A 24,548-nucleotide genomic window follows, 5' to 3' on the forward strand; every position below is an offset into this window, starting at 1 on the left:
GGTATGGTCGGCGACGACGTCCCGTACACGACGCTGGGCTCGACGGGCCTCGAGGTGTCTGAGCTGTGTCTCGGGACGATGAACTTCGGGAGCGGCGAGCCGTGGATGGTCGGCGACGAGGCCCGGAGCCGCGAGATCATCGAGCGGGCGCTCGATCTGGGGATCAACTTCCTGGACACCGCGAACGCGTACTCCGCCGGCGAGAGCGAGGAGATCGTCGGGCAGGTCGTCGACTCGTACCGCCGTTCCGAGTTCGTCCTCGCGACGAAGGTCTACTTCGACATGTTCGACGGCCCCAACGGCGGGGGGCTCTCGAAGAAGCACGTCATCGATCAGTGCCACGAGAGCCTGGACCGGCTGGGCGTCGATCACATCGACCTCTACCAGATCCACCGGTGGGACGACGACACCCCGATCGAGGAGACGCTCGAGGCGCTGACGTACCTCGTCGACGAGGGGTACGTCCGGTACATCGGCGCGAGCACGATGGCGAACTGGCAGTTCCAGCGGGCGCTGTACACGGCCGACATCGAGGACTACGAGCGGTTCGTCTGTATGCAACCGGAGTACAACGCCGTCGACCGACACGAGGAGGCGAACCTCCTGCCGGTCTGCCGCGAGGAGGGGGTCGGCGTCGTCCCGTGGTCGCCGCTCGCCGGCGGTTTCCTCGCCGGGAAGTACGACCGGGACGGCGGTCCGGACTCGGGCCGTGCCGCCGACGACGAGTACACGGCCCAGCGGTTCACCGACGAGAACTGGGCGGTGCTGGACGAGATCCGGGCCGTCGCGGACCGCGAGGACGCCACGCCCGCACAGGTCAGTCTCGCCTGGCTGCTCCACAAGGACGTCGTCGACGCCCCGATCATCGGACCGCGGACGATGGACCAACTCGAAGAGAACGTCGGTGCCGTCGACGTGACGCTGACGGAGGCCGATCTCGACCGTATCGAAGCTCCGAAGTACCCGCAGTGGCCTGTCCAGGGCAAGGACTGACAGGATGGGAGAGACACACACGACACCCGCCCGGGGTGGATCGACGAGAGCCAACGTATGGACGACGACGAACTGATCGCGATACTGGAGGACGCGGGCCTCTCGCCGTACCAGGCGGAGGCCTACGTCGCGCTGCTCGGACTGGGGACGGCCTCGGCGACCGACATCGCGGAGGCCTGTGACGTTCCCGACCCGCGGATCTACGACGTGCTCCGGGACCTGGAGTCGAAGGGGTACATCGAGACCTTCCAGCAGGACAGCCTCACTGCGCGTGCGCGAAACCCCAGCGACGTGCTGGAGGACCTGCGCTCCCGGTCCGAGAAGTACCTCGACGCGGCCGAGACCATCGAGGACCGCTGGAACCAGCCGGAGATGACCGACCACGAGGTCAGCATCGTCAAGCGGTTCGACACGGTGGTCAACCGCGCGCGGGAGCTCATCGAAGAGGCCGAGACGCAGATCCAGCTGGGGGTCGACACCGACCAGTTCTACGAGCTCGCACCCGCACTGGCCGACGCCCACGACAGGGGCGTCGACATCAAGCTCAGTATCTGTACCGCCGCGGACGAGAAGATACCCCCCGTCGCGGACATCGAGGGGACCTGCACGGAGGCACGACACCGGGCGATCCCGTCCCCGTTTCTCGTGCTCGTCGACCGGACCTGGACCTGTTTCGCTCCGCACAGTCACTCCGTCAACGAGTACGGCGTGCTGGTCAACGACGGGACGCACACGTACGTCTTCCACTGGTTCTACCTCACCTGTCTCTGGGAGATCTGGGACACCCTCTACACCGAGCGGACGCCCGAGACGCCGACGTCGTACGTCGATCTCCGGCACGCGGTCCGTGACATCGAGCCGTTGCTGAACGAGGGGGCGACCATCGAGGCGACGGTCCAGGGGTACAGGACCGACACGAAAGACACGGTGGAACTGACCGGGACGATCGTCGATGTCGACTACACCGGCAGTGATATGGGTCGACAGGACCCGATCCCGCTCGCACAGCTCGCCGGCCGCGTCAGTGCCACGCTGGTCGCCGACGGCACCACCTACCAGATCGGCGGGTGGGGGGCGGTCCTCGAGGAGATCGAGGCCATCACCGTCACCGTGACCGACGTTCGCTACGAGACGTCCGCGCCGCCGACCGAGTCGGAGTAAACGGGACAACTGTGGGCGCGTTCGAGCGGTGGCGTCCCGAAAACCGCCGTTTTGCATTACCAAAATTTTATATATCGACTCTTGCCTCCGACCAGTATCTGTCAGGAACTTTTGTGTTTAACGCCCCGTCGACAGGACGTTAACAACACCTGTGGTTAATTATGGATAACCTTTAAGTCCTACCCTGACAACGACCGAATAGATATGGCGGACAATAGCAAGCACGACGGCGACAGTTCCTCGAGTGTTTCCCGGCGACGCTTCGTCACCGCAGCGGGTGCGGCCGGTGTGACGACAGGGCTCGCAGGGTGTGCGAACTTCGTCGGCGGCGGCAGCGACGGTGGCGACGGCGGGGACGGCGGCGGGGACGGTGGCGACGGTGGATCGACCGGGGACGGCGGCAGCGGCGGCACGACGACTGTCAAGTGGAGCTTCGACCCGAACGCGGCTCAGAACGCAGGCGAGGAGATAAAGGCCGCATTCCACAACGAAGGCGGTCTCTCGGACGACATCGAGATCGAGCTCATCCAGCGAGGTACCGGTACGGGTAGTGTCCGTGCGAACTACAACCGTCTGCTGAGTGCCGGCGAGACCGACCCGGACATGTTCCTGATGGACAACGGCTGGACGAACATCTTCATCCAGCGGGGACAGATCGAGAACCTGTCCCAGAATATGCTCACCGACGAGCAGGTCTCGACCATCAGCGACGAGTTCTTCACCGGCTTCACCGACACGGCCCGCGACCCGTCCAGCGGCGACCTGTACGGCGTCCCGTTCTTCCCGGACTTCCCGGTCATGAATTACCGGAAGGACCTCGCCGAGGAGGCCGGTTACGACCCCGAGGGCGAGAACTGGGCGACCGAGCCGATGCGGTGGGACGAGTGGTCACAGGTCGTCGCTGACATCAAGGACCAGTCCGACGTCGAGTACGGCTTCACCACGCAGTGGGACATCTACGTCGGGACGGCCTGCTGTACCTTCAACGAGGTCATGTCCTCGTGGGGCGGCGCGTACTTCGGCGGCCGCGACAACCTCTTCGGCCCGGTCGGGGAGCGCCCCATCACGGTCAACGAGCCCGAGACGATCAGGTCGCTCAACATGATGCGGAAGTTCGTCCACGGCGAGGAGTTCGGCGGCGAGCTGGAGAACTACGCCGGCAACATCGCCCCGACGGAGATCCTCGGGTGGACCGAGGAGACCTCGCGCGCCCCGTTCGCGGAGGGCAACGCCGTCGCCCACCGTAACTGGCCCTACTCCCTGCGACTCAACGGTGCCGACCCGTCCGAGACCGAGGACCCGGCGCTCGGTGAGGCCCTCGGCGCGATGCCGATTCCATACGCCGTCTCGGAGAGCGAGGCAGCCCAGCCCGGCACGGGCGGGACGACCTCGGCGCTGGGTGGCTGGCACATAACCGTCAACCCCAACAGCGAGCAGAAGGACGCTGTCCAGCAGGTCATCGCCGCGGCGATGAAGAGGGAGACCCAGCTCAAGCTCCTGGAGGTCTGGGGCTGGCTTCCGGTGCGGCCGGAGTCGTTCAACTCCGACCAGGCTCAGAACATCGAACCGATCGGCCGCTACATGGACACCCTCCGTGTGGCCGGTGAGAACGTCATGCCCCGGCCGACCACCACGGTCTGGAGTAGTCAGACCAGCAAGATCGCCACGCAGGCGAACAGGGCCGTCGCCCAGGAGGTCTCCTCCCAAGAGGCGATGAACACGCTGTACGACCAACTCGAGCAGACCGAGCAGGCCTGACCCGAGGGCATAGGTTTACAAATAACCTGATTCATTCTTCATTATGTTCGGCGCACACCGGAGGTTGTGACACATGAGCACCGAAACCGTCGACGAACGGGAATCGCGCCGGTCCGGGGTACTGGTGGACGTGATGCGGTGGATGGAGAACCTCAGCGACGCCCAGTACGCGTATCTGCTGCTGGCACCAGTGTTCCTGCTGCTGGGGACCATCGCAATCTACCCACTCCTGAACACCTTCGAGCTGTCCCTGTACGCCGACGCGGTGCAGGGCCGGGGGTCGTTCGTCGGACTGGACAACTACGCGGAACTGCTGGCGGGGAACAAGGACCAGTTCCTCCCCGGTGGCACGTCGTTCCTGCCGACCAGTTTCCAGTTCAGCGCGCTCATCAGTAGCGCGCTGGTCGTGACGGTCATCTTCGCCGTGGTGAGCGTCTTCTTCGAGACTCTGATCGGACTCGGGCAGGCGCTCATCCTCGACCAGGACTTCTACGGTCGGCGCTGGGTCCGCGCGGCGATCATCATCCCGTGGGCGGTGCCCATCGTCATCCAGGGGATGATCTTCTTCCTGATGTTCAACTCGACCATCGGGTTCGCGACGCCGCCGCTGGCCGACCTCGGCCTGCTGGCACCGACGAACACGCTGAACGACGCGGCGAGTTCGCTGTTCGTCATCATCGTCGCGGACATCTGGAAGACGACGGCGTTCATGGCCCTGCTCATCCTGGCCGGGCTCCAGAGCATCGACCGAGGCCTCTACGACGTGGCGAAGGTCGCGGGGGCCTCGAAGTGGCAGCAGTTCCGGTACATCACGTTCCCGCTCATCCTGCCGACCATCGGGGTCGCGGTCCTGTTCCGGACCGTGCAGGCGATGCGGGTGTACGGCATCATCGACACGGTCAGCAAGTGCGAGGTCGTCCCCTCGCTGTCCTGTATGGTCGTGTCGACGTTCCTGACCCAGGAGTCGACCTCGGCGGCGATCGCCTTCACCACGGCGGCGATCATCGGTGCCGTCGTGATGGTCATCATCCTGTGGCAGGGGGAGGACGCGATCTGATATGGCGACGACGACAGAAGACCTCGACGAGTCGGACGGCGGACCGCTCCAGCGGTGGACGAAAGGCGCGATCCAGAACCCGGAGAAGGTGTACCGGGCGCTGTTCTACGCCGCGATGGTGTTCTTCCTGGTGACGACGCTGTTCCCGTTCTACTGGCTCACCGTGCTCGCGGTGACGCCGTCGGGGCAGCTCCTCTCCGGGAGCTTCCTGCCGGAGTTCGACATCTTCGGCGTCTCCGGGACGTTCCCGCTGCCGGTGCCGAAGGGGTTCAATCCAGAGGCGTTCGTCTCGGTGTTCTCCGAGGTGCCGTTCCACCTGTTTATGCTGAACAGCTTCGCGCTGGCCATCACGACGACGGTCATCGTCCTGTTCGTGGCGAGTCTCGCAGGCTACGTGTTCGGTCGGCTCCGGTTCCGGGGACGGGCCGTCCTGATGCTGGGCATCCTGGCCGTCAGCTACTTCCCGCCCGCCGCGTTCGTCATCCCGCTGTTCCAGGCGTTCGCGGGGAACGTGGTCAACATCCCGTTCACCGAGATCCCGCTGTTCAAGCCGCCGCGACTCCTGAACTCGCCGGGATCGATGGTGCTGCCGTTCAGCGCGCTGTTCATGCCGCTATCGATCTTCATCCTCACGACGTTCTACGGGCAGATCCCCGACGGGCTGGAGGACGCCGCCCGCGTCGAGGGGACCACCCGGCTGGGGGCGCTGTTCCGGGTCATTATGCCGCTGTCGGCACCCGGCGTCGCGACGGCCGCCGTGCTGACGTTCATCGCCGTCTACAACGAGTACTTCTTCAGCTCGATTATGGCGACATCCACGGAAGCGACGCGGTGGTCCCCGATCGTCGGCGGGATCCTCAGCTACCAGACCCAGTACACCACGCAGTACAACCTGATGGCGGCGGCGAGTGTGATCGGCGTGTTGCCGGTCGTCGTACTGGTCATCGTCGCACAGGAACGCATCGTCAGCGGACTGACCTCCGGCGCACTCAAGGAGTAACACTATGGCACGAGTCAAACTCGAACACGTCACGAAACGCTACGACGACCAGGGCGAGACGGTCACGGCCGTCGACGATATGAACTTAGACGTCGACCACGGTGAGTTCATCTGCTTCGTCGGTCCCTCCGGCTGTGGCAAGTCCACCACGATGGAGACCATCGCCGGGCTGACCATCCCCTCCGAGGGCGAGGTCTACATCGGCGACCGCGAGGTCACCAACCTCCCGCCGAAGGACCGGGGCATCGCGATGGTCTTCCAGAACATCGCGCTGTTCCCCCACATGGACGTCTACGACAACATCAGCTTCGGCCTCCGCCTGCGGGACTACCCCCAGGACGAGATCGACCGCCGGGTCGAGCGGGCCGCCGACATCGTCCAGCTGGAGGGGATGCTCGACCGGATGCCCGACGAGATGTCCGGGGGCCAGCGTCAGCGCGTCGCCATCGCCCGCGCCATCGTCCGCGAGCCGGACGTGTTCCTGATGGACGAGCCGCTGGCCAACCTCGACGCCAAGCTCAAGGTCCACATGCGGACCGAACTCCAGCGCCTGCACAAGGAGCTGGACACCACGATCATCTACGTCACTCACGACCAGGAGGAGGCGATGACCCTCTCGGACCGCATCGCCGTCCTCAACAGCGGGGCGCTCCAGCAGATCGACCCGCCGCTGACCTGCTACAACGAACCGGCGAACCTGTTCGTCGCCGGCTTCATCGGGTCGCCGTCGATGAACTTCGTCGAGGGGACCGTCGGCGAGACGGGGATCGAGACGCCGAACTTCACGCTCGGGTTCGACCCCGCCTCCGTCGAGGGCGTCGGCGTCGGGGATCAGGTGACCGTCGGCGTCCGCCCGGAGGACATCTACCCCATCGACGTGGCCGACGAGGTCGCCGATCCCTCCGAGACGATCCGGGCCACCGTCGACATCCTCGAACCGATGGGGGACGAGATCTTCACCTACATGCTGTTGGGTGACGGCGAGACGTCGATGTCGGCCGACGAGGGGGCGACCAACGACCAGCTGCTGATGAGCGTCGAACCGGACTCGGAGATCGAGGAGGAGACGGACATCGAGGTGGTCATCGACCGCCGGAAGGTCCACCTGTTCGACACCGCCTCCGGCGAGGCGCTCGTCCACGAGCTCGACCCGGTCGACACGACCGGCGGGCTGAGCGGGAGCGAGGCCGAGAGCGACGACTGATGGCTCTCGCCGGGACCCTCTACTGGTCGCTGATGCTCGTCCTGTTCTTCTTCTGGGCGTACGGGTTCGTGTCGTTCGCCCTGGACCTGAAGAACAAGATCATCCCGGGCATCGTCCAGTACCGGCGCGGTCGCCTCGCGGAGAAGGCCGAGCAGGAACGCGAGGAGGAGCGCGAGGAGCGCGAGAAGCAACTGTACTGACAACGCTTTTTTGACCGGCGGCGAAGGTCCCCGGTATGGTAGACCTCTCCTCGGTCCGACTGGGGTTCGTCGGACTGGGCAACATCGCGCACCTCCACTGCGATCGGCTCGAATCCGCCGGGCTCGACCAGGTCATCGCCGGCGGCGTCGACGTCGACGCGGACGCCCGAGCGGCCTTCGCCGACGCGTACGACGCCGCCGTCTACGAGGACCCGACGGAGCTGTACGAGACTGTCGACGCCGTCCTCGTGACGACGCCGAACAAGTACCACGAGGAGTACGTCGTCGACGCGCTCGGCGCGGGGCTTGACGTCTTCGTCGAGAAGCCCCTTGCCCACACCCTGGAGAGCGCGGAGCGCATCGCGGACGCGGCGGCCGACGCCGACGGGTTCTGTATGGTCGGGTTCCACAAGCGGTTCGCGAACCCGGTCCAGGCGCTGCGCGGCTACGAGGCCGACGGGACGCTGGGGGAAGTCAGCCACGTCGAGGCCGACTACATCCGTCGGCGCGGCGTCCCCGGTCGCGGGTCGTGGTTCACGCGGGAGTCCGTCGCCGGCGGCGGGTCGCTCATCGACATCGGGGCCCACGCCATCGACCTCTCGCTGTACCTGCTCGGCTACCCGGACGTGGTCGAGGTGTCGGGCGAGACCCGCGCCCAGTTCGGGACCGACGAGGACTACGCCTACGTGACGATGTGGGGCGAGGACCAGGGGCCCGAGGAGTTCAGCGTCGACGACTCCGCGAGCGCGTTCGTCCGCTGTGCGGACGGCTCGACCGTGACGCTGGAGGTCGCGTGGGCGACCAACCGCCCCAACAGCCAGCAGTACTACGTCCGGGGCGACGAGGGCGGCGCGGGGCTGGACCTCTCGGACGGGTCCCTGACGCTGTACGAGACGTCGACCACCGGTGCGATGCACCACCGGACGACCGAGATCGAGACACGCGACGAGGAGGCCCACGGAATCGAGCAGCGGGCGTTCGTGGAGGCCGTCGCCAGCGGCGAGCCACCGGAGACAAACACCGTCGAACAGGCGCTCACCGTCCAGCGGGTGATGGACGCCATCTACCGGTCGAGCGAGGCCGGCGAGGCGGTCCAGCTCTCGTAGGTTTACTCACGGACGAGTTTACTCGGTCGTGAGGAAAGACTTAATCCCGTGTACTCTGACGTACGGGTAGAAAAATGAAAGCTGTAGGTGTCACACGGGACGGGGACGAACCCGAACTACTCGACATCGAGCGACCGGAACCCGACAGCGGGGAGGCACTCGTTCGGACGCTCCGTGTCGGCGTCGACGGGACGGACCACGAGGTCATCGCGGGTGCCCACGGCGGCTACCCCGAGGGCGAGGACTACATGGTCTTGGGCCACGAGGCGGTCGGCGTCGTCGAAGACCCCAACGGGACGGGCCTCGACGAGGGACAGGTCGTCGTGCCGACTGTCAGGCGCAAGCCCGACGGGGAGACCAACGAGTACTTCCGGCGGGGCGAGCCGGATATGGCACCCGAGGGCGAGTACGTCGAGCGGGGGATCGTCGGCGGCCACGGCTACATGGCCGAGTACTTCACCTCGCCGGCCGACTTCCTCGTCCCCATCCCCGACTCCCTCGCGGAGTACGGGCTGTTCGTCGAGCCCATCTCCATCACCGAGAAGGCCAACGAACACGCGTTCGGCACCCGGGAACCGTTCGAGTGGCGGCCCGAGAGCGCGTGCGTCCTGGGCAACGGCTCGCTCGGGCTGTTGACGCTCTGGATGCTCGACCAGGAGTTCGACCGGACCTACTGCGTCGGTCGCCGCGACCGGCCCGACCCGACGATCGACATCATCGAGGAGATCGGCGGCACCTACGTGGACTCGCGGGAGACGCCGGTCGACGAGCTGCCCGAGGCGGAGGAGTCGATGGACTACATCTACGAGGCCACAGGGTTCGCCCCCCACTGTCTCCAGACCGTCCACGCGCTCGCACCCAACGGGGTCGGTGCGCTGCTGGGCATCCCCGAACCGTGGGACTTCGAGATCGACGGCGGCTCGCTGCACAACGAACTCGTCTTGCACAACAAGTGCCTGGTCGGGACGGTCAACTCCCACATCGTCCACTTCGAGTACGCGGTCGACACGCTGGCGTCGATGCCCGAGTGGCTGCTCGACGAGGTCATCACCACCGTCGCGACGCCCGACGACGTGGCTCCGGCGTTCGAGGACGGCGACGACCAGATCAAGGCCGTCGTCGAGTTCGACTCGCTGTGACCCCACCGGTGTTCGGCGGCGCTCCGACCGGCTCGATTCGGCTCAGTCGAGCCCGAAACGAACCGGGAAGTGATTGACATATCCCGGCTGCTGAATACTCCCTTCGCAAGTTTTCGGTGGGGAAAATCGAAGGACGTGGAGGTGATTCAGTCTCGACTTCCGATGCTAAAATGAGCGCTGTTGTCATACAGAAGTATTAAGTGTGCATCCTCAATACGAAATGGTGAGGTATTGGTGCAACCATGACTGACGAAACCTCTGACAAACTTACACGGCGTAACGCACTCCGGATCGCCGGCGCGGCCGGTGCCGCGTCGCTCGCAGGCTGTGGTGGCGACGGCGGCTCCGGTGGCGACGGTGGCAGCGACGGCGGGTCCGACGGTGGCAGCGACGGCGGGTCCGACGGCGGCTCCGACGGCGAGAGCACGTCGACCACGACCCAGACGCTGGAAGTCGCCCACTGGTGGGGGTCGGGCGACGGGAACAAGGCCATCAACGCCCTGTTCGAGGGCTTCAAGGAGGCCTATCCCAACGTCGACACGAACGACAACCTCGTGGCCGGCGGTGCCGGGACGAACCTCAGGACCAACATCCGGACACGCATCCAGAACGGGAACCACCCGAGCACGTGGCAGGCCTGGCCCGGAAAGAACCTGATCCCGTTCACCGACGCCAACCTCCTCGAGGACATCGAGGACTCCGTCTGGAGCGAGAACAGCATGAAGGATGCGTACCTGCAGGGACCGAAGAACGTGGCCCAGCCGGCCGGGAACTACGTGACGGTCCCGCTCAACATCCACCGCATCAACAATCTGTTCTACAACAGTAACGTCCTCGAAGAGGCGGGCGTCGACCCGTCCTCGCTCTCGACGCCCTCGGACGTCACGGACGCGCTCGCGGCCGTCGACGAGGCGGGCTACACGGGGATGGCACACCAGACCGGCTCCGCCTGGTCGACCACCCAGATGTTCGCGACGATCTTCCTGGCCCAGACGGACGCCGAGACCTACAACGCGACGTGGGTCGAGGGGAACATCTCCGCCAACGAGGACGCCATCGCGAACGCGCTGGACACCGTCCGCGCCTACAGCGACTACTACCCGAGCGACGCGGGCTCCATCTCGTTCACCGAGGCGAACACCATGATCATCGACGGCGAGGCCGGCTTCATCCACCAGGGCGACTGGGCCGCCGGTGCCTACTTCGGCGTCGAGGACTTCGCCTACGAGGAGGACTGGGGGCAGGTCACCTTCCCTGGTACCGACGGGTACTACATGCTGAACATGGACTCGTTCCCGTACCCGACCGCGAACCCGTCGCCGGAGGCGACGACCTACTGGTGTCGCTACTGTGGGTCCAAGGAAGGCCAGCGGCTGTTCAACCCCCTCAAGGGGTCGATCCCGCCGCGGTCGGACGTCTCCACCGAGCCGTTCAACGCCTTCTCGACGGACCAGATCGAGGACTTCACGAACTCCGAGGCACAGCCGCCGTCCCTGCAGCACGGGCTGGCGGTCAAGCCGTCGGTCAAGTCCGGCGTCGGTTCCGCCATCAGCGCCCTGATCACCGGCTCCTCGAACAGCGAGGTCATCAGTCAGATCGAGGACGCCTACAGCAACCTGTAGGTCCGGGTTCGCGACCGTCGCTCCGTTTTTTCCGCGCCTCGCCGTCGATGAGTCCCGACTGTCTCCGACGGAGAGCGTGACCTCGCGTCCAGAGGGGAAGGATAAAATACGGAGTCGATCTATGCCCTATCGAGCGATGGCAGGTCTCACGCTAGACCACGTGACCAAGGTGTTCGACGACGACGGTGAGCAGATCGTCGCCGTCGACGACGTATCGGTCGACATCGAGGACGGGGAGTTCCTGGTGCTGGTGGGTCCGTCCGGGTGTGGGAAGTCGACGACGCTGCGGATGATCGCCGGACTCGAACGGGTCTCCGAGGGCGAGATCAGACTCGGGGACAGGGTGGTAAACGACGTGGACGCCCGCGACCGTGACGTGGCGATGGTGTTCCAGAACTACGCGCTCTACCCCCATATGAGCGCACGCGAGAACATGGCGTTCGGGCTGGAGGAGTCCACCGATATGCCCGACGACGAGATCGACGAACGCGTCGAGGACGCGGGGGAACTGATGGGTATCGAGGACCTACTCGACCGGCCGCCGGGCGAGCTCTCGGGCGGCCAGCAACAGCGCGTGGCGCTGGGACGGGCCATCGTCCGGGACCCCGAGGTCTTCCTCATGGACGAGCCGCTGGCCAACCTCGACGCCAAACTGCGCGCGGAGATGCGCACCGAGCTCCAGCAGCTCCAAGACGACCTCGACGTCACGACGGTGTACGTCACCCACAACCAGGTGGAAGCGATGACGATGTCCGATCGGGTCGCCATCCTCGACGAGGGGCGACTCCAGCAGTGTGCGACGCCGCTCGAGTGTTATCACCAGCCTAACAACCTGTTCGTCGCCGGCTTCATCGGCGAGCCCTCGATGAACTTCTTCGACGTGCGCGTCGAGGACGGGACGCTCGTGGCCGACGACTTCGAGTACGAACTCACCGAGGGGCTGGCGGCGTCGGTGGACGGCGAGTCCGACCTCGTGTTGGGGATCCGGCCGGAGGACATCGACCTGAAGTCGACCGTCGAGTCCGCACACGACTACCGCGCCACCGTCGACGTCGTCGAACCGATGGGCGACGAGAACACGGTCCACCTGGTCTTCGAGGGGAGCGACGTCACCGAGGAGAACCTGTTCACCGCAGTCATCGACGGGATGACGAGCGTGGACAGCGGACAGGAACTGGTCGCCTCGTTCCCGTCGTCGGCCGTCCACCTGTTCGACGCCCGCTCGGGCGAGGCGATCAAGAACCGCGAGCTCGAAGACGCGGAGACGCCGCGGGTCCAGTGACACCGTTAGGAAGCGAACACCTTTGTAGCCCCTCGGCGAACGCCGTCGTATGTCCGGTGACGACCTGGAGGCGTCGCTCGAACGGGTCATCACGCGCTTCAATCTGGGGGAGTACGAGATAACCGCCTATCTGACGGTGTTACAGCACGGCGAGCTCACGGCCGCCGAGATCTCCGAGAACACGGATATCCCGCAGCCACGGGTGTACGACACCGTCCGCAGCCTGAGCGACGTCGGACTGGTCGAACTGAAGGAGTCGCGTCCGATGAAGGTGCTGGCCGTCGACCCGCGAGAGGCGTTCGGCGACATCCAGTCGTCGCTCGACGACCTCGTCGAGGACCTCTCGGCGCGGTACACGGCCCCCGCTCGCGAGCCGGAGGCGGTGTCGCTGGTGAAGTCCCGCCCGACGATCCTCCGGTACCTCGAGGACATCATCGAGTCCGCCGAGTACGAACTGACGCTGTCGCTGACGCCCTCGTTGCTCGACCGGTTCGAGTCGCGGTTGGCGGGCCGGCGCGGGGACGGCATCGCGACGGAGATCCTGCTCTCGCCGGCCGACCAGGCACCCGACCCCGAGGAGTTCGACTACCACTCCGTCGCGACGACGGTCAAGGGGCGTCGCGGCATCACGACCCCGGTCGTGGCCGTCGCCGACGGCAACTACTCGCTGTACGCCACGCGGGAGTCCCTGCGGGGCGAGACGGACCGCTACGGCGTCATCTTCAACCGCTCGGAGCTGGGCTTTCTCGTCTCGGGCTTCCTCAACACCGTGCTCTGGACCACGGCGGAGGTCATCGCGAGCGACGGGAAGGAGCTGCCGTTCCCGCGCCGGTACGGCACGATCAGGCGGTGTATCTCCGACCTGACGACGCTGGATGGGGAGTTCTACGCCACGATCGAGGGCCGAGACGTGACGACGGGCGAGAGCTGGATCGTCGAGGGCCGCGTCGAGGAGGCGTCGTTCGGTCCGAACCGCGAGATCGCGACGCTGGTGATCGAGACGGCGGACGGCGAGATCGACGTCGGCGGCCAGGTCGCGACCTACGAGGACATCGAGGCCTACGAGATCTGCATCGGTCGCGACGGGCCGCCGAGCATCTGAGAACCGGAGACGACCACGTCCGGGGGAGCGCCACGCCGCTCGGGACGTATCTCTCGGATCGCTTATTTTTTGGCGAACCTAAACACTGAAGGAGGGCCAGCGAACAGAAGGTAGTAATGAGTACGCAACGAGTACGCGCGACAGACGACGAGGACGCGTCCGGCGAGTACACGTTCGACGACGTGGCGGTCGTGATGGGGACCTACAACGAGGAGGCCGCAATCGGCTCCGTCCTCTCGGACATCGACGACGTCACCGACGGTCGAGCCGAAGTCGTCTGCGTCGACGGATCGTCCGACAGGACGCCGGAGATCGCACGCGAGCACGGTGCGACCGTCGTCGAGCAGGAGCCACAGGGCTACGGCGTCGCGGTCCGCGAGGCGATCCTGACGCCCGACCGGCCGGTCGTCGTCACGACGGACTGTGACGACACCTACCCGATGGAGCGGCTGCCGGACTTCCTCGCGGAGATCAACGACGGGGCCGACGTGGTCAGCGGCGACCGGCTGTACTACGGGGCCGAGGAGATGCCCGGGATGAACAAGCTCGGCAACGAGCTGTTCGCGCTGCTCGCGAGCGTCCTGATGGGCGAGCGGGCCCACGACACGACGACCGGAATGCGGGCGTACCGCCGCAGCGTCGTCCAGAAGATCGACTGGACCGAGAACACGGGGCTCTCGGCCGAACTGCTCATCCGCCCGCTGATGCGGGGCTACGACGTGCGCGAGCGTCCGATCCCGTACGACGAGCGGAAGGGCGAGACGAAACTCGACCCGTTCTCCGGCGGGGCCGCCATCGCGAAGTCGATCGCGAAGGTCGCGCTCGAAGAACGAGTCCGGTGACGCCGATCGGGCGGTCGCTTCTCGTCTCGCCTCGCCGGATCAGGCCGCCGCGTCGAGGGTCACGTTCAGGTCGACGTCGAACTGGTGGCTTCCGGGCACGTAGGCCGCCCGGCCCTCGCACTGCTGTGCCGACCAGCACACCGCCAGCCGGGGCGTGAGTACCCGCACGTCACCGGACCGACCGTCCACCGGGAGTTCCACGCGGAACTCGTACCCCGCCCCCGTGCCGTAGTCCACGAACGCGACCAGCGTCACCGTCCCGCGGTCGGGCGTCGGGACGGCGACGCTCTCGTTCGCGGGGAGCCCCCGGAGCCTCGTGGTCTCGGCGTCGGTCACGAGTCCCAGCGACAGCGGACTCGCTCCGTCGACCGCACGCCGAACTGACTGCTCGCCGTTGGTCAGTCCGACGGAGGTGAACCGTGCCTGCGGTGGGGCCGCGGCGTCGACTCGCGTGGTCACCGTCTCCCCCTCGACGAGCCGTACCCGCTGGAGTCGCGGCTCGACCGCGCGACCGGTGTAGGGTTCCCACTCGTCCCGGTAGGTGTAGCGGTAGTACCGCCGGTCCGGATAGCTGTCGACGACCGCGAACTGCCGCTCCTGGAGCGCGTACACCGTCCCACTGTCGAAGCCGGGGTCGTTCCGGAGGTACTGGAAGGGGTGGTGCAGCCAGTCGCCGTAGGGAGTCGGCAGGAAGACGACGCTCCCCGAGAGGTCCCGTTCCGCGAACGGCTCGTAGGCGCGCTCGTACTGCTGTGTGACGGTGTAGTTGTCCTGAATCGGCTCCGCCGCCGCGACGACCGCTGCCCCGCCCCCGATCGTGGCACAGACGAGCGCGACGGCGGCGAGGACCGGGCGGACGCGCTCCGACGCGACCCGGTCCTCGACTGTCCGCCTGAGGGCGTTCCCCGTCCAGAGGACGCCCACGGCTCCGAAGGCGACGGCCGGGACGAGCAGGTCCACGTGGTAGAACGGCCCGAGGAACCGGACGAGCCCGTCCGTCGGATCGGACAGTTCCCCGAGCATATTGACGGTCCCCCAGAAGTAGAGGTTCCCGAGCGGGACCGTGAGGAAGACGCCCGCCAGCGCCGCCTGCCGGCTGTCGAACCCCCGACGTCGCGTGACGAGGAGGCCGAGGACGGCCGCGACCGTGCCCAGCGGCCCGGCGACCAGCCACTGCGTCACGAACTTCCGGAGGAGTTCACCGTTCGCCCGCAGGGAGAGGCCGGGCGTGAACTCCCGGGAGTAGCCCAGGATCGACCGTTCGCCGAACCCCAGCCCGTCGTCGGGCGCGAAGGCCTGATACGGGAAGACGAACGGGTCGCCCGTGGTGAGGACGTTGTACCCCAGTGCCAGCAGGACACCGGCGAGGCCGAAGCCGGCGGTGAGTCCGAGGCGCTCGACGGTCCCCCGGTCCGGCGTCCGGAGCGACCAGCAGGCGTGGCAGATGAACGGGAGCGCGAACAGCACGGCGGTGTAGGGCCGCGTGAAGAACGCGATACCGGTACAACAGCCGGCGAGCGCGGCCGTTCTCCGGCTCCCACGCCGGTCGGCGTGGAGATAGCTCGCCGCGAACGCGAGGTTCCAGAACGTCGTCGGGACGTACGAGAGAAACACCGACGCGTCCACCAGGAACAGCGGCGACGCGAGCAACAGGACGCTCGCGACGACGCCGGTGCGGGCGTCGAACGCCTCCCGGACGGTGTGGTAGAGACCCGCGAGGGTCCCCGCCGCGACGAGACCCAGGGCGAGACGAGCGCCGCCCAGCAGTTTCCCGACGGCGAACATCGCCGCCGCGACCGGCGTGTACTTCGCGTAGAGCCCGCGCTCGCCGTCGACGAAGAACCACGGCCGGAACGCGTCCTCGACCGGGGGGTGGAGGTACACCTGTCCCTCCAGCAGCAGCGCGGCCTGCTGGAGGTAGACGGCCTCGTCGTGATTGCTCGAGTGGTACGGGAAGACGAGATGTGCGAGGGAGAAGACGACGAGCCCGCCCAGCAGGGCGACGACGGCGGCCCGAACCCGCGGTCGCCGCAGGCGGTTCATTCGGTCGGGTACCACGCCAGTTCGTGGTCCGCGACGAGGTCGACCTCGACCGGTTCTCCCGCGTCGAAGGTCTCGACGTGGTTGTGCATACAGTGGACCACGTCGTCGCTGTGGAGGCTCACGCGGTAGACGAACGACGGGCCGTTGTACTGCCTGTGGACCACGTAGCCGTCGGCGGTGGGTTCACCCGTCGGGACGGCCCGGAGGTCGTCGGGCCGGACGAGCACGTCCACCATCGCACCGTCGTAGGCCTCGACCGAGCCGTTCAGGCGGTCCAGGGAGAACGTCCCGAGGCCGGTCTCGACGCCGTCGTCGGTGACGCGACCGGAGAGGAAGCTCGCCTGCCCGAGGAAGCTCGCGACGAAGCGACTCTCCGGGTTCTCGAAGACCGTGGCCGGATCGCCGACCTGCGCGACGGTCCCGTCGTTCATGATCGCCACGCGGTCGCTGATCGAGAGCGCCTCCTCCTGGTCGTGGGTGACGGAGATGGCGGTGACGCCGGCCCGTTTCAGGATCTTCCGGACCTCCTCGCGCATCTCCACGCGGAGGCGCACGTCGAGGTTCGAGAACGGCTCGTCAAGCAGGAGGACGTCGGGCTCGGGTGCCAGCGAGCGGGCGAGCGCCACGCGCTGTTGCTGGCCGCCCGAGAGGTTGCTCGGCATCTTGTCGTGGTGGTCGGTGAGGTCGACCAGCTCCAGGAGTTCGTCCACCCGCTGTTGTGTCGCCTCCTCGTCGTGGTCGGTCAGGCCGAAGGCGACGTTCTCGGCCACCGTGAGGTGTGGGAACAGGGCGTAGTCCTGGAACACGATACCCACGTCCCGCTGGTCGGGCTGCCGGAACCCGTCCTCCCCGCCGGTGACCGTCTCGTCGGCGATGGTGATCGATCCGTCGGTGGGTCGCTCCAGCCCCGCGAGCAGACGCAGCGTCGTCGTCTTCCCGCAGCCGGAGGGACCCAGCAGCGTGAGCAGTTCGCCGTCCTTGACCGACAGCGAGAGGTCGTCGACGGCCACCTCCTGCCCGTAGTCCTTCGTGACGCCGTCCATCTCGAGGACGGTCTGCTCCGGGTCCTCGACGGCCGCGTCGACCGTGTCGAAGTCCGAGACGCGCTGTTCTCGCTGTTGGTGTGCCATCTTATCGACGCTCCTGTGGGCGACTGGCCGACGCCGCGTACCGCACCGAGCGGCGTCGCTCGTCTCCCAGTGCGGACACCAGCGGGATGTACGTAACGGAATCGCGGCGACGGTGGCGGCCGTCGGCGGATCGGTCGACGCCGGTCACGCGTCCGGCCCCCGTTGGTAGCTCCGTGTCCCGCCGGGGTGGCCCTGTGGGTTCTCGATGCCGACCAGTCTCCCCCCGGTGGGAGACGAGTACAGCGCGAACAGCAGTTCGTTGACGACGTAGTACCGGACCCGCTGTGTGTCGGAGCCCCCGGGGTCGGGCTCGACCGTGTCGGCGTTCATCCGACGGAGCGCCCGCTCCCGAGCCGTGGCGTCCAGCGACGCGAACCGGTCGTCGAACCACGCCCGCGCGTACTCGTCGAGGTACGCGACCGCGTCGGCGATGCCCGCGGCGTGGTCGGGTTGGTCCCGCGCACGCCCCCGGACGAAGCGGCGGACGAACTCGTCGACGCCCGATACGTCGTCGGGGTAGAGCACTTCGGCCGCCGCGGTGAGCGTCTCGAAGCCCGCTTCGTCGAGTGGCCCCGGGGGGACGGACGCGTCGGTCTCGCCCTCGTCGTCCGCGAGGAGGACGGTACCGCCGCCGACCGCGACGCCGGCCGCCGACAGGGCCGCGAGCGCGTCCCGGCGACTCAGTTCCATACCGGACGTGTTAGGCGAGCCTAAACTTATGGATTGCGCTCGGACGCCGTCAGGTTCGTCTCGACGAAGGCCCCGTCCGGGCCGGTCCCGGGCACGTACGCGGCCGCCCCACCGCAGGCGCGGGCGTTACGGCAGCGTTCGACACGCGGCGTGAGTGCCCGGAGCCGGCCGTCTTCGGCCGCCACGGGGAGATCGAGTCGGTAGGCGAAGCCGCTCCCGCCCCCGTAGTCGACGAACACCGTCGTCCGGACGTTCTCTCTGCCCTCGACGGCCAGGGTCTCGTTCTGGAGCGGGCGGGCGTCGCCCCGGAGTCTGACCCGGTCGTCGACGAGCAGCGTGAGCGAGACGTCCTCGTCGGGGTCGGGCACCACGTAGTAGGCGCTCCGACCGTCGATGCCGACCCGGACCGTGACTCCGACCGCGCCGTCGGGGATGCCGACCGACGTCCGCAGGCGGACGCGATCGCCGTCGACGTCCCGGACCCGCTGGAGGTAGGCGGCGCTCGGCGACCCGGCGTAGGGGGCCCACGCGCCGCGGTAGACGTACCGGTAGAACCGCCTGTCGGGGAACTCGTCGTGGACGGCGAAGGGCCGGTCGTCGATGGCGTAGACGGTCTCGCCGTCGTATCCCGGGTCGTTCCGGAGGTACTGGAACGGGTGATTGAGCCAGTTCCCGTACGGGTCCGGCAGTAGGACCACGGCGTTCTCCGGCGGACCGCCCTCGAACGGTTCGTAGGCGTCCTCGTAGGTCCGGGTCACCTCCATGTTCTCCGACAGCGGCGCGTCGAGGTTGTCTGCGGTCACGCCGCCCATCCCCGCGGTACTCACGAGCGCGAGCGCGAGCACGACCGCACGCGCGCCGCGTCGGCTGGTCCGCTCGGCCAGCGCCGACCGGGCGGCGCGAGTCCCACCGACCGCGCCCCGAGCGGCGAAGGCCGCGGTCGGGACCAGCAGGTCGAAGTGGTAGTACGGCCCCAGCGCGGAGACGAGCCCGTCGCCCGCCCGTTCCAGGTCCCCGAGGATGTTGAAGTTCCCCCAGAAGTAGACGTTGCCCGCCGCGACGCTGACGAACAGCCCCGCCACGATTAACTGCCGGGCGGTGACCCCGGCCCTCGCGGCGAGTGCGAGGCCGACGACGGCGAGCCCCGCTCCGAGCAGTCCGCCGGCGATCCACTCGGTGAAGAACAGTTCCAGCACCAGCCGGTTCGCCCGGAGCGCCAGCTCGGGCGTGTAGACGATCTCGTGTCCGAGGATCTCCCGGTGGCCGAAACCGAGGCCGTCCTCCGGCGCGAACGCCTGGTACGGGAACGTGAACGTTGCCCCGGTCACGACTGCGTTGTACGCGAGGGTGGTCACAACGCCGGCAGAGCCCAGTACGGCCGTCGTCGCCTGCCGGGGGAGCGCGCCCCGCGGGTCACGCCAGAGCGTCCAGCAGGCGTGTGCGATGAACGGGGCCGCGAACAGCACCGCGGTGTACGGGCGGGAGAAGAACGCGAGTCCGACCGCGACCCCCGCCGCGGCGGCGACGCGTCGGTCGCCGGTCCGGTCGGCGACGAGGTAGGCGTAGCCGAACGCGAGGTTCAGCAGCGTCGTCGGCGCGTACGGGAGGAACACCGAGGAGTCGATCAGGAACAGCGGCGACGCGAGGACGAACACGCCCGCGAGCAGACCGGTCCGGTGATCGAACACCTCGCGGACGACGCCGACGACGCCGAGGACGTTCCCCGCGGCGATGGCGACCAGTGCCACCCGGTAACCACCCAGCAGTTTCCCGACGGCGAACATCGCGGCCGGGACCGGCGCGTACTTCGGGTACATCCCGCGCTCGCTCTCGACGAAGAACCACGGCCGGAACGCGCCCTCGACGGGCGAGTGGAGGAACAGCCGCCCCTCCAGCAGCATCGCGGCCTGCTGGAGGTACACCCCCTCGTCGTGGTTCAAGGAGTGGTAGGGGAACACCTGCGTCGAGACGACGGCGACGGTGGCGGCGGCGACGAGGGCGAGTGCGGCCGCGGTCCAGCGGTCCCGTCGGAGGTCCGTGAGACGAGCCATCGCTGTCGGTCAGTCGGCCCGCTGTTCCTGTGCGAGGATGACGGCCATCGAGAGCCCGGAGACGACCACGAGGACCAGGGCCGGCACGGCGGCCGCACCGTACAGTCCCGCCTCCTGGACGCGCCAGATGTAGGTCACGAGCGTGTCGAACCGGAGCGGCCGCAGGATCAGCGTCGCCGGGAGCTCCTTCATCGTCGTGAGGAAGACCAGCGCCGCCCCGGTCGCGATCCCCGGCAAGACGAGCGGGAGCGTCACCGACCGGAACGTACTCGCGCGCGATCGGCCGAGCACGCGGGCCGCCTCGACGAGTCCCTGGTCGACCTGGAGCCGCGACGTCCGGATGGACCCGATCGCCTGTGGCATAAACCGGACCACGTAGGCGAACACGAGCAGGGGAACGGTCTTGTAGAACCACGGGAGCACGTCGAGGCTGAAGCTCACCAGCGCGATGGCCAGCACGATGCCCGGTGCCGCGTACCCCACGTAGGGGGCCCGGTCAGCCAGCGAGGCCACCCAGGAGTCAGAGGTCGCAGAGCGGAGGCCGATGGGGACCGCGACCAGTACCGACGCGCCGGCGGCCAACAGCGCCACCCAGACGGAGTTGAGTCCGTACGACCACGAGAACGCCATCGACCCGGTGGCGTAGCCCGGGCCGCTCCGGAGGAACCACATCCCGAAGATGGCGATCGGGAGCAGGATAGCCACCGACCCGACGAGCGCCGGGAGCAGTGCCGCGGGGTAGCGCCACAGCCCCAGGTCGAGGTCGAACGCGCCCCGGTTCCCGCTGCTGCCGTAGGCCCCAGAGTCGTCGGCCCCGATCCGGGACTCCAGTGCGAGGACGACGGCCGTCACCGCGAACAGCTCCAGCGACAGCAGGGCCGCGTAGTCGCGCATGAAGGCGTTGTAGCGGGCGTAGATGAACTGCGTGAACACCTCGACGCGCATGATGTTCGGCGTGCCGAAGTCCGACAGCGTGTACAGCGCGACCAGCAGCGCCCCCGCGGTGATCCCCGGTAGGATCTGGGGGAGCGTGATCCGGCGGAACGCCTCCCACCGGCTGGCGTTGAGCGTGCGCGCGGCCTCGACGAGCGAGGCGTCGAGCGACAGCAGCGACGCCCGCGTCGTGAGGAAGACGTACGGGTAGGTGTACAGCGTGAGGACGACGGCGGCACCGACGAACCCGTAGATGGTCGGGATCTGCTCGATACCGAGTGGCGAGAGCACGTCCGCCAGCGCACCACGCGGCCCGAACGCGGAGACGGCGGCGAAGGCCCCGAGGTAACTCGGGATCGCGAGCGGCAGCGCCGCGACGACGGTCCAGAACCGGTTCAGCGGGAGGTCGCCCTGTACCGTCAGGACGGCAAGCGGGACGCCGACGAGGACGCTGCCGGCGGTGACGACGCCGACCAGCGCGACGCTCCGGACGAGCACCTGGAGCGTCTGTGGCGCGACGGTGAGCGAGAACGCGCGCGAGCCCAGCGCGAGCACGTCGACGAGGAGCCAGCCCAGGGGGGCGACGAGCGCGGTCGCGACGGCCGCCGCCAGCAGCGTCAGCCCCAGACCGACGGCCGACTCCTCGTCCTCGGCGGCGCGCGCTCGGACGGCCGCGACGCGCTCCCGGACGCTCATCCGAGAACGTTCGCCTCGCGCATCAGCTCGAGCGTCGGTTCGAGGTCGGACAGCTCAGAGAGGTCGATGCCCGGCGGGTTCAGCTGGTCGATCGTCGGCAGCCCACCGGGGGGCGCGACGCCGGGGATCATCGGGTAGGCGAAGCTGACGGTCGTGAAGAACTCCTGGGCCTCCGCCGACAGCAGGTGACGGACGAAGTTGTTCACGAGGTCGCCCTTCTCGGTCCCCTCGATGCGGAGGGCACCGGCGACGTTGACGAGCGCGCCCGCGTCGCCCTCGGTGAACGCGAGGTCGATCGGGGCGTCGGGCCGCTGGTTCTTCACCCGCAGCGCGTAGTAGTGGTTCGCGAAGCCGGCGTTGAGCGCGCCGTCGGCGACCTGGTTCGAGACGACGAACTCGTTGGGGTAGCGCTCGGTGCCGGCCTCGCGCATCGAGACGAGCCACTCTCTGGTCGCCTCCGGGCCCCGGAGCAGTCGCATCGCCGTCACGAAGGACTTGAACGCGCCGTAGGTCGGTGCCCACCCCATCGTCCCCGTGAGCGCGTCCGTGTTCGGGAACTCGGCCACCTTGTCGGGGACGTCGCTCTCGCTGAGTGCGTTCGTGTTGTACGGGATGCTGCGGGCGCGGCCGGCGACGCCGACCCACGCGTTGTCCGACCCCTGGAAACCGGAGGGGACGGGTTCGACGACGTCGTCGGGGAGCGGTTCGTAGGCGTCGTTGTCGGCGACGTAGCCGAGCGAACTGGCGTCGATCGACCAGAACACGTCGGCCTGTGGCGATCCGGCCTCGACCTCTTGGACGACCGTCTGTGCGAGCGACGAGGAGGAGGCGCTGCTGGCGAACACCTGGAAGTCGGGGTAGATCTCCTGGAGCATCTCCACGAACTGGAAGTAGATGCCTCCCTCGCCACCGCCGATGTAGAGGTTCAGCGAGCCCGAGAGGTTCGGCAGGTCCTGGATGGAGGTGCCGCCGGGGGCCGGGCGGTCCTCGACGAGAGTCCCGGAGCCACGGAAGGCGGACAGCGACGGGATCTCGGCGGGTGCACCCTGGGAGGTGCCACCGCCGCCGTCGCCGCCGTCTCCACCGCCGTCACCGCCGTCCCCCCCGTCACCGCCACCGAGGAGGGAGTTACAGCCCGCGAGGGCCGTCGCGGCCGTCGCTCCGCCGAGCGTGAGGAAGCGACGGCGCGACGACTTCGACCCGATACGAGCAGAAGTGTCGTTGGCGTCTGTCATCGTTTGTGGGTATGATTTAGGTATGCCTAAATGGCTTGTGTTTCAGTCGTCGGCCGCGGCCGGAACCTGCTCGGACTCCGCGGTCTCGAGTTCGTCGAGACAGTCGAGCCAGTCGAGCATATACTCGCCACAGTAGTTGAGGAAGGCCCCGTTCTCCCAGTCTTCGTAGTCGCCCTCGGCGAGGCGCTCGGCCATCGCCTCGAACACCTCGGCGTAGGAGTCGGCGTCGTCTCCGACGGCGTCGATCTCCTCCCAGACGTGCTCGTTGAGTTCGAGGCCGTGGACCTCGTTCGTGAGGTCCGAGAACGTCGACCGCGGGGCCTTGTTGTGCTCACAGAGCGGGTCGCCGTTGTAGATGTGTTTCCCGAGCACGTCACAGGCCCGCTTGAGGAACAGGCCCGACCAGATGTCGTCGAACCGGCCCACGTCCCACTCGTTGTCGTCCATCGGGAGCTGGTAGAACGCCGGGACGACCTCCCGTCGGAAGGCGAGGTTCATCGAGCAGACGGTGAGGTAGTTCCCCTCGGCGGCGACGAAGTCCTCGCCGAAGTCCGCGGCCGTCGTGCGAGTCTGTGCCTGGCCCTGCAGGTCCCCGTCCATCAGGATGCGGACGGCGTCGAGGTCGGGGACGTTCGTCCACAGGCCCTGCGAGGCGACCACGTCGTCGACGTGGGTGGTCTCGGTCTCGACGGACTCGTCCATCGCCGAGTACGGGTAACCACGCGGGTAGAGGTCGTGTTCGTCGACGTTCTGGTAGAGGACGTTCACCCAGTCCTCGTCGGAACTGACCCGCTCGATCTCGCCCTCGAAGGCGAGGTTCGCCATGTGCGTCCCGAAGAAGTCGACGTCCTCGTGGGGCAGCGTGTCGTCGTCGATGAACACGCCGTACTCGAAGTCGTTGGCCCAGAGGTAGAGGAGTCCGAAGGAGGTCTGGGCGTGACTCGCCTCGGGGATGAGGTGGGCGTACTCCGACGCGCCCTGCTCCTCGAACCACTCCTCGCGGGCGGTTCCGTCGAAGACGGCACCGTCGACCCCCTCCTCGTCGAGCATCCGTTCCATCGCCTCGGTGTCACAGAAGTCCTCGGTGACGAGGACGACGTACAGCCGGTCGAGGTCGAACCCGTGGTCCCGCGCGTTCGCGAAGTACTCGCGCATACACTCGTGGTTCCGGATCGTCGGCACCACGACGCAGATGTCCTGAGTCATCCTACCGGACTAGTTTTAGGACTGCCTAAAGAGGCTTCCGTTTTAGGCTCGCCGAATACTCGCCGTCGGTGCCCACGTGTGCATCGATCCGAGTTCCA

Annotated in this window: 20 protein-coding genes; 13 read left to right on the plus strand and 7 right to left on the minus strand. The window is 67.5% G+C overall.

Annotated elements, in window-relative coordinates; all coding sequences use genetic code 11:
• Nucleotides 1–3 precede the first annotated feature (3 nt).
• From P0592_RS15495 to P0592_RS15555, 13 genes are all read left to right on the plus strand, one after another.
• A complete protein-coding gene (locus P0592_RS15495) occupies nt 4–993 on the plus strand; it encodes an aldo/keto reductase (RefSeq protein WP_276271811.1) in 990 nt (329 codons plus the stop codon).
• 57 nt (nt 994–1,050) lie between these two features.
• A complete protein-coding gene (locus tag P0592_RS15500) occupies nt 1,051–2,154 on the plus strand; it encodes a TrmB family transcriptional regulator (protein WP_276271812.1) in 1,104 nt (367 codons plus the stop codon).
• 204 nt (nt 2,155–2,358) lie between these two features.
• Nucleotides 2,359–3,912, plus strand: a complete 1,554-nt coding sequence (locus tag P0592_RS15505) for an extracellular solute-binding protein (RefSeq protein WP_276271813.1) — start codon at nt 2,359–2,361, stop codon at nt 3,910–3,912.
• Between the two features lie 73 nt (nt 3,913–3,985).
• Nucleotides 3,986–4,969, plus strand: a complete 984-nt coding sequence (locus P0592_RS15510; protein WP_276271814.1) for a carbohydrate ABC transporter permease — start codon at nt 3,986–3,988, stop codon at nt 4,967–4,969.
• A gap of 1 nt (nt 4,970) precedes the next feature.
• Nucleotides 4,971–5,969, plus strand: a complete 999-nt coding sequence (locus P0592_RS15515; protein ID WP_276271815.1) for a carbohydrate ABC transporter permease — start codon at nt 4,971–4,973, stop codon at nt 5,967–5,969.
• Nucleotides 5,970–5,973: 4 nt separating this feature from the next.
• Nucleotides 5,974–7,173 carry an ABC transporter ATP-binding protein gene (locus P0592_RS15520; RefSeq protein ID WP_276271816.1) on the plus strand — a complete coding sequence of 400 codons (1,200 nt, stop codon included), beginning with the start codon at nt 5,974–5,976 and terminating at the stop codon, nt 7,171–7,173.
• Nucleotides 7,173–7,373, plus strand: coding sequence for a DUF8005 family protein (locus tag P0592_RS15525; protein WP_276271817.1), 201 nt, complete (start codon nt 7,173–7,175; stop codon nt 7,371–7,373). Before P0592_RS15520 ends, P0592_RS15525 begins: the two co-directional genes overlap by 1 nt.
• Nucleotides 7,374–7,408: 35 nt before the next feature.
• Nucleotides 7,409–8,479, plus strand: a complete 1,071-nt coding sequence (locus tag P0592_RS15530) for a Gfo/Idh/MocA family protein (protein WP_276271818.1) — start codon at nt 7,409–7,411, stop codon at nt 8,477–8,479.
• Nucleotides 8,480–8,553: 74 nt separating this feature from the next.
• Nucleotides 8,554–9,618: a glucose 1-dehydrogenase gene (locus P0592_RS15535; protein ID WP_276271819.1), complete on the plus strand. Its 1,065-nt coding sequence runs from the start codon at nt 8,554–8,556 to the stop codon at nt 9,616–9,618.
• Nucleotides 9,619–9,860: 242 nt separating this feature from the next.
• Nucleotides 9,861–11,240 carry an ABC transporter substrate-binding protein gene (locus P0592_RS15540; protein ID WP_276271820.1) on the plus strand — a complete coding sequence of 460 codons (1,380 nt, stop codon included), beginning with the start codon at nt 9,861–9,863 and terminating at the stop codon, nt 11,238–11,240.
• 136 nt (nt 11,241–11,376) lie between these two features.
• On the plus strand, nt 11,377–12,522 hold the full coding sequence (locus P0592_RS15545; protein WP_276271821.1) for an ABC transporter ATP-binding protein: 1,146 nt from the start codon (nt 11,377–11,379) through the stop codon (nt 12,520–12,522).
• A 49-nt stretch (nt 12,523–12,571) separates the two neighbouring features.
• On the plus strand, nt 12,572–13,624 hold the full coding sequence (gene trmB, locus P0592_RS15550; RefSeq protein WP_276271822.1) for an HTH-type sugar sensing transcriptional regulator TrmB: 1,053 nt from the start codon (nt 12,572–12,574) through the stop codon (nt 13,622–13,624).
• 116 nt (nt 13,625–13,740) lie between these two features.
• Entirely contained in the window at nt 13,741–14,466 is a 726-nt protein-coding gene (locus tag P0592_RS15555; RefSeq protein WP_276271823.1) for a dolichyl-phosphate hexose transferase, read from the plus strand.
• 39 nt (nt 14,467–14,505) lie between these two features.
• Here the strand turns inward: P0592_RS15555 and P0592_RS15560 are convergent, their stop codons facing one another.
• The 7 genes from P0592_RS15560 to P0592_RS15590 all read right to left on the minus strand — a co-directional run bounded on the left by P0592_RS15560 (nt 14,506) and on the right by P0592_RS15590 (nt 24,450).
• The gene (locus P0592_RS15560) at nt 14,506–16,509 is read right to left on the minus strand and encodes an ArnT family glycosyltransferase (RefSeq protein WP_276273947.1); all 2,004 of its coding nucleotides are present in this window, start codon (nt 16,507–16,509) and stop codon (nt 14,506–14,508) included.
• Nucleotides 16,506–17,639 (minus strand): ABC transporter ATP-binding protein, encoded by a 1,134-nt coding sequence (locus P0592_RS15565; protein ID WP_276271824.1) that lies wholly within the window; start codon nt 17,637–17,639, stop codon nt 16,506–16,508. Before P0592_RS15565 ends, P0592_RS15560 begins: the two co-directional genes overlap by 4 nt.
• Nucleotides 17,640–17,783: 144 nt before the next feature.
• Entirely contained in the window at nt 17,784–18,329 is a 546-nt protein-coding gene (locus tag P0592_RS15570; RefSeq protein ID WP_276271825.1) for a gluconate 2-dehydrogenase subunit 3 family protein, read from the minus strand.
• 26 nt (nt 18,330–18,355) lie between these two features.
• Nucleotides 18,356–20,380 (minus strand): DUF7846 domain-containing protein, encoded by a 2,025-nt coding sequence (locus P0592_RS15575; RefSeq protein ID WP_276271826.1) that lies wholly within the window; start codon nt 20,378–20,380, stop codon nt 18,356–18,358.
• Nucleotides 20,381–20,389: 9 nt separating this feature from the next.
• Nucleotides 20,390–22,009 (minus strand): ABC transporter permease, encoded by a 1,620-nt coding sequence (locus P0592_RS15580; protein WP_276271827.1) that lies wholly within the window; start codon nt 22,007–22,009, stop codon nt 20,390–20,392.
• Complete coding sequence (locus P0592_RS15585) at nt 22,006–23,244, minus strand: extracellular solute-binding protein (RefSeq protein WP_276271828.1); 1,239 nt, start codon at nt 23,242–23,244, stop codon at nt 22,006–22,008. Before P0592_RS15585 ends, P0592_RS15580 begins: the two co-directional genes overlap by 4 nt.
• A gap of 42 nt (nt 23,245–23,286) precedes the next feature.
• Nucleotides 23,287–24,450, minus strand: coding sequence for an alpha-1 4-glucan-protein synthase (locus P0592_RS15590; protein WP_276271829.1), 1,164 nt, complete (start codon nt 24,448–24,450; stop codon nt 23,287–23,289).
• Between the last annotated feature and the right edge of the window lie 98 nt (nt 24,451–24,548).

The sequence above is a fragment of the Haloarcula litorea genome (assembly GCF_029338195.1).
In the GTDB taxonomy this organism is placed as follows: domain Archaea; phylum Halobacteriota; class Halobacteria; order Halobacteriales; family Haloarculaceae; genus Haloarcula; species Haloarcula litorea.

Bases quoted from the DNA above. Each gene is read 5' to 3' on its own strand.
- trmB (WP_276271822.1), top strand. From the start codon at position 12,572: ATGTCCGGTGACGACCTGGAGGCGTCGCTCGAACGGGTCATCACGCGC.
- P0592_RS15500 (WP_276271812.1), top strand. From the start codon at position 1,051: ATGGACGACGACGAACTGATCGCGATACTGGAGGACGCGGGCCTCTCG.
- P0592_RS15525 (WP_276271817.1), top strand. From the start codon at position 7,173: ATGGCTCTCGCCGGGACCCTCTACTGGTCGCTGATGCTCGTCCTGTTC.
- P0592_RS15530 (WP_276271818.1), top strand. From the start codon at position 7,409: ATGGTAGACCTCTCCTCGGTCCGACTGGGGTTCGTCGGACTGGGCAAC.
- P0592_RS15540 (WP_276271820.1), top strand. From the start codon at position 9,861: ATGACTGACGAAACCTCTGACAAACTTACACGGCGTAACGCACTCCGG.
- P0592_RS15520 (WP_276271816.1), top strand. From the start codon at position 5,974: ATGGCACGAGTCAAACTCGAACACGTCACGAAACGCTACGACGACCAG.
- P0592_RS15575 (WP_276271826.1), bottom strand. From the start codon at position 20,380: ATGGCTCGTCTCACGGACCTCCGACGGGACCGCTGGACCGCGGCCGCA.
- P0592_RS15585 (WP_276271828.1), bottom strand. From the start codon at position 23,244: ATGACAGACGCCAACGACACTTCTGCTCGTATCGGGTCGAAGTCGTCG.
- P0592_RS15570 (WP_276271825.1), bottom strand. From the start codon at position 18,329: ATGGAACTGAGTCGCCGGGACGCGCTCGCGGCCCTGTCGGCGGCCGGC.
- P0592_RS15580 (WP_276271827.1), bottom strand. From the start codon at position 22,009: ATGAGCGTCCGGGAGCGCGTCGCGGCCGTCCGAGCGCGCGCCGCCGAG.
- P0592_RS15535 (WP_276271819.1), top strand. From the start codon at position 8,554: ATGAAAGCTGTAGGTGTCACACGGGACGGGGACGAACCCGAACTACTC.
- P0592_RS15560 (WP_276273947.1), bottom strand. From the start codon at position 16,509: ATGAACCGCCTGCGGCGACCGCGGGTTCGGGCCGCCGTCGTCGCCCTG.
- P0592_RS15505 (WP_276271813.1), top strand. From the start codon at position 2,359: ATGGCGGACAATAGCAAGCACGACGGCGACAGTTCCTCGAGTGTTTCC.
- P0592_RS15545 (WP_276271821.1), top strand. From the start codon at position 11,377: ATGGCAGGTCTCACGCTAGACCACGTGACCAAGGTGTTCGACGACGAC.
- P0592_RS15590 (WP_276271829.1), bottom strand. From the start codon at position 24,450: ATGACTCAGGACATCTGCGTCGTGGTGCCGACGATCCGGAACCACGAG.
- P0592_RS15510 (WP_276271814.1), top strand. From the start codon at position 3,986: ATGAGCACCGAAACCGTCGACGAACGGGAATCGCGCCGGTCCGGGGTA.
- P0592_RS15515 (WP_276271815.1), top strand. From the start codon at position 4,971: ATGGCGACGACGACAGAAGACCTCGACGAGTCGGACGGCGGACCGCTC.
- P0592_RS15565 (WP_276271824.1), bottom strand. From the start codon at position 17,639: ATGGCACACCAACAGCGAGAACAGCGCGTCTCGGACTTCGACACGGTC.
- P0592_RS15495 (WP_276271811.1), top strand. From the start codon at position 4: ATGGTCGGCGACGACGTCCCGTACACGACGCTGGGCTCGACGGGCCTC.
- P0592_RS15555 (WP_276271823.1), top strand. From the start codon at position 13,741: ATGAGTACGCAACGAGTACGCGCGACAGACGACGAGGACGCGTCCGGC.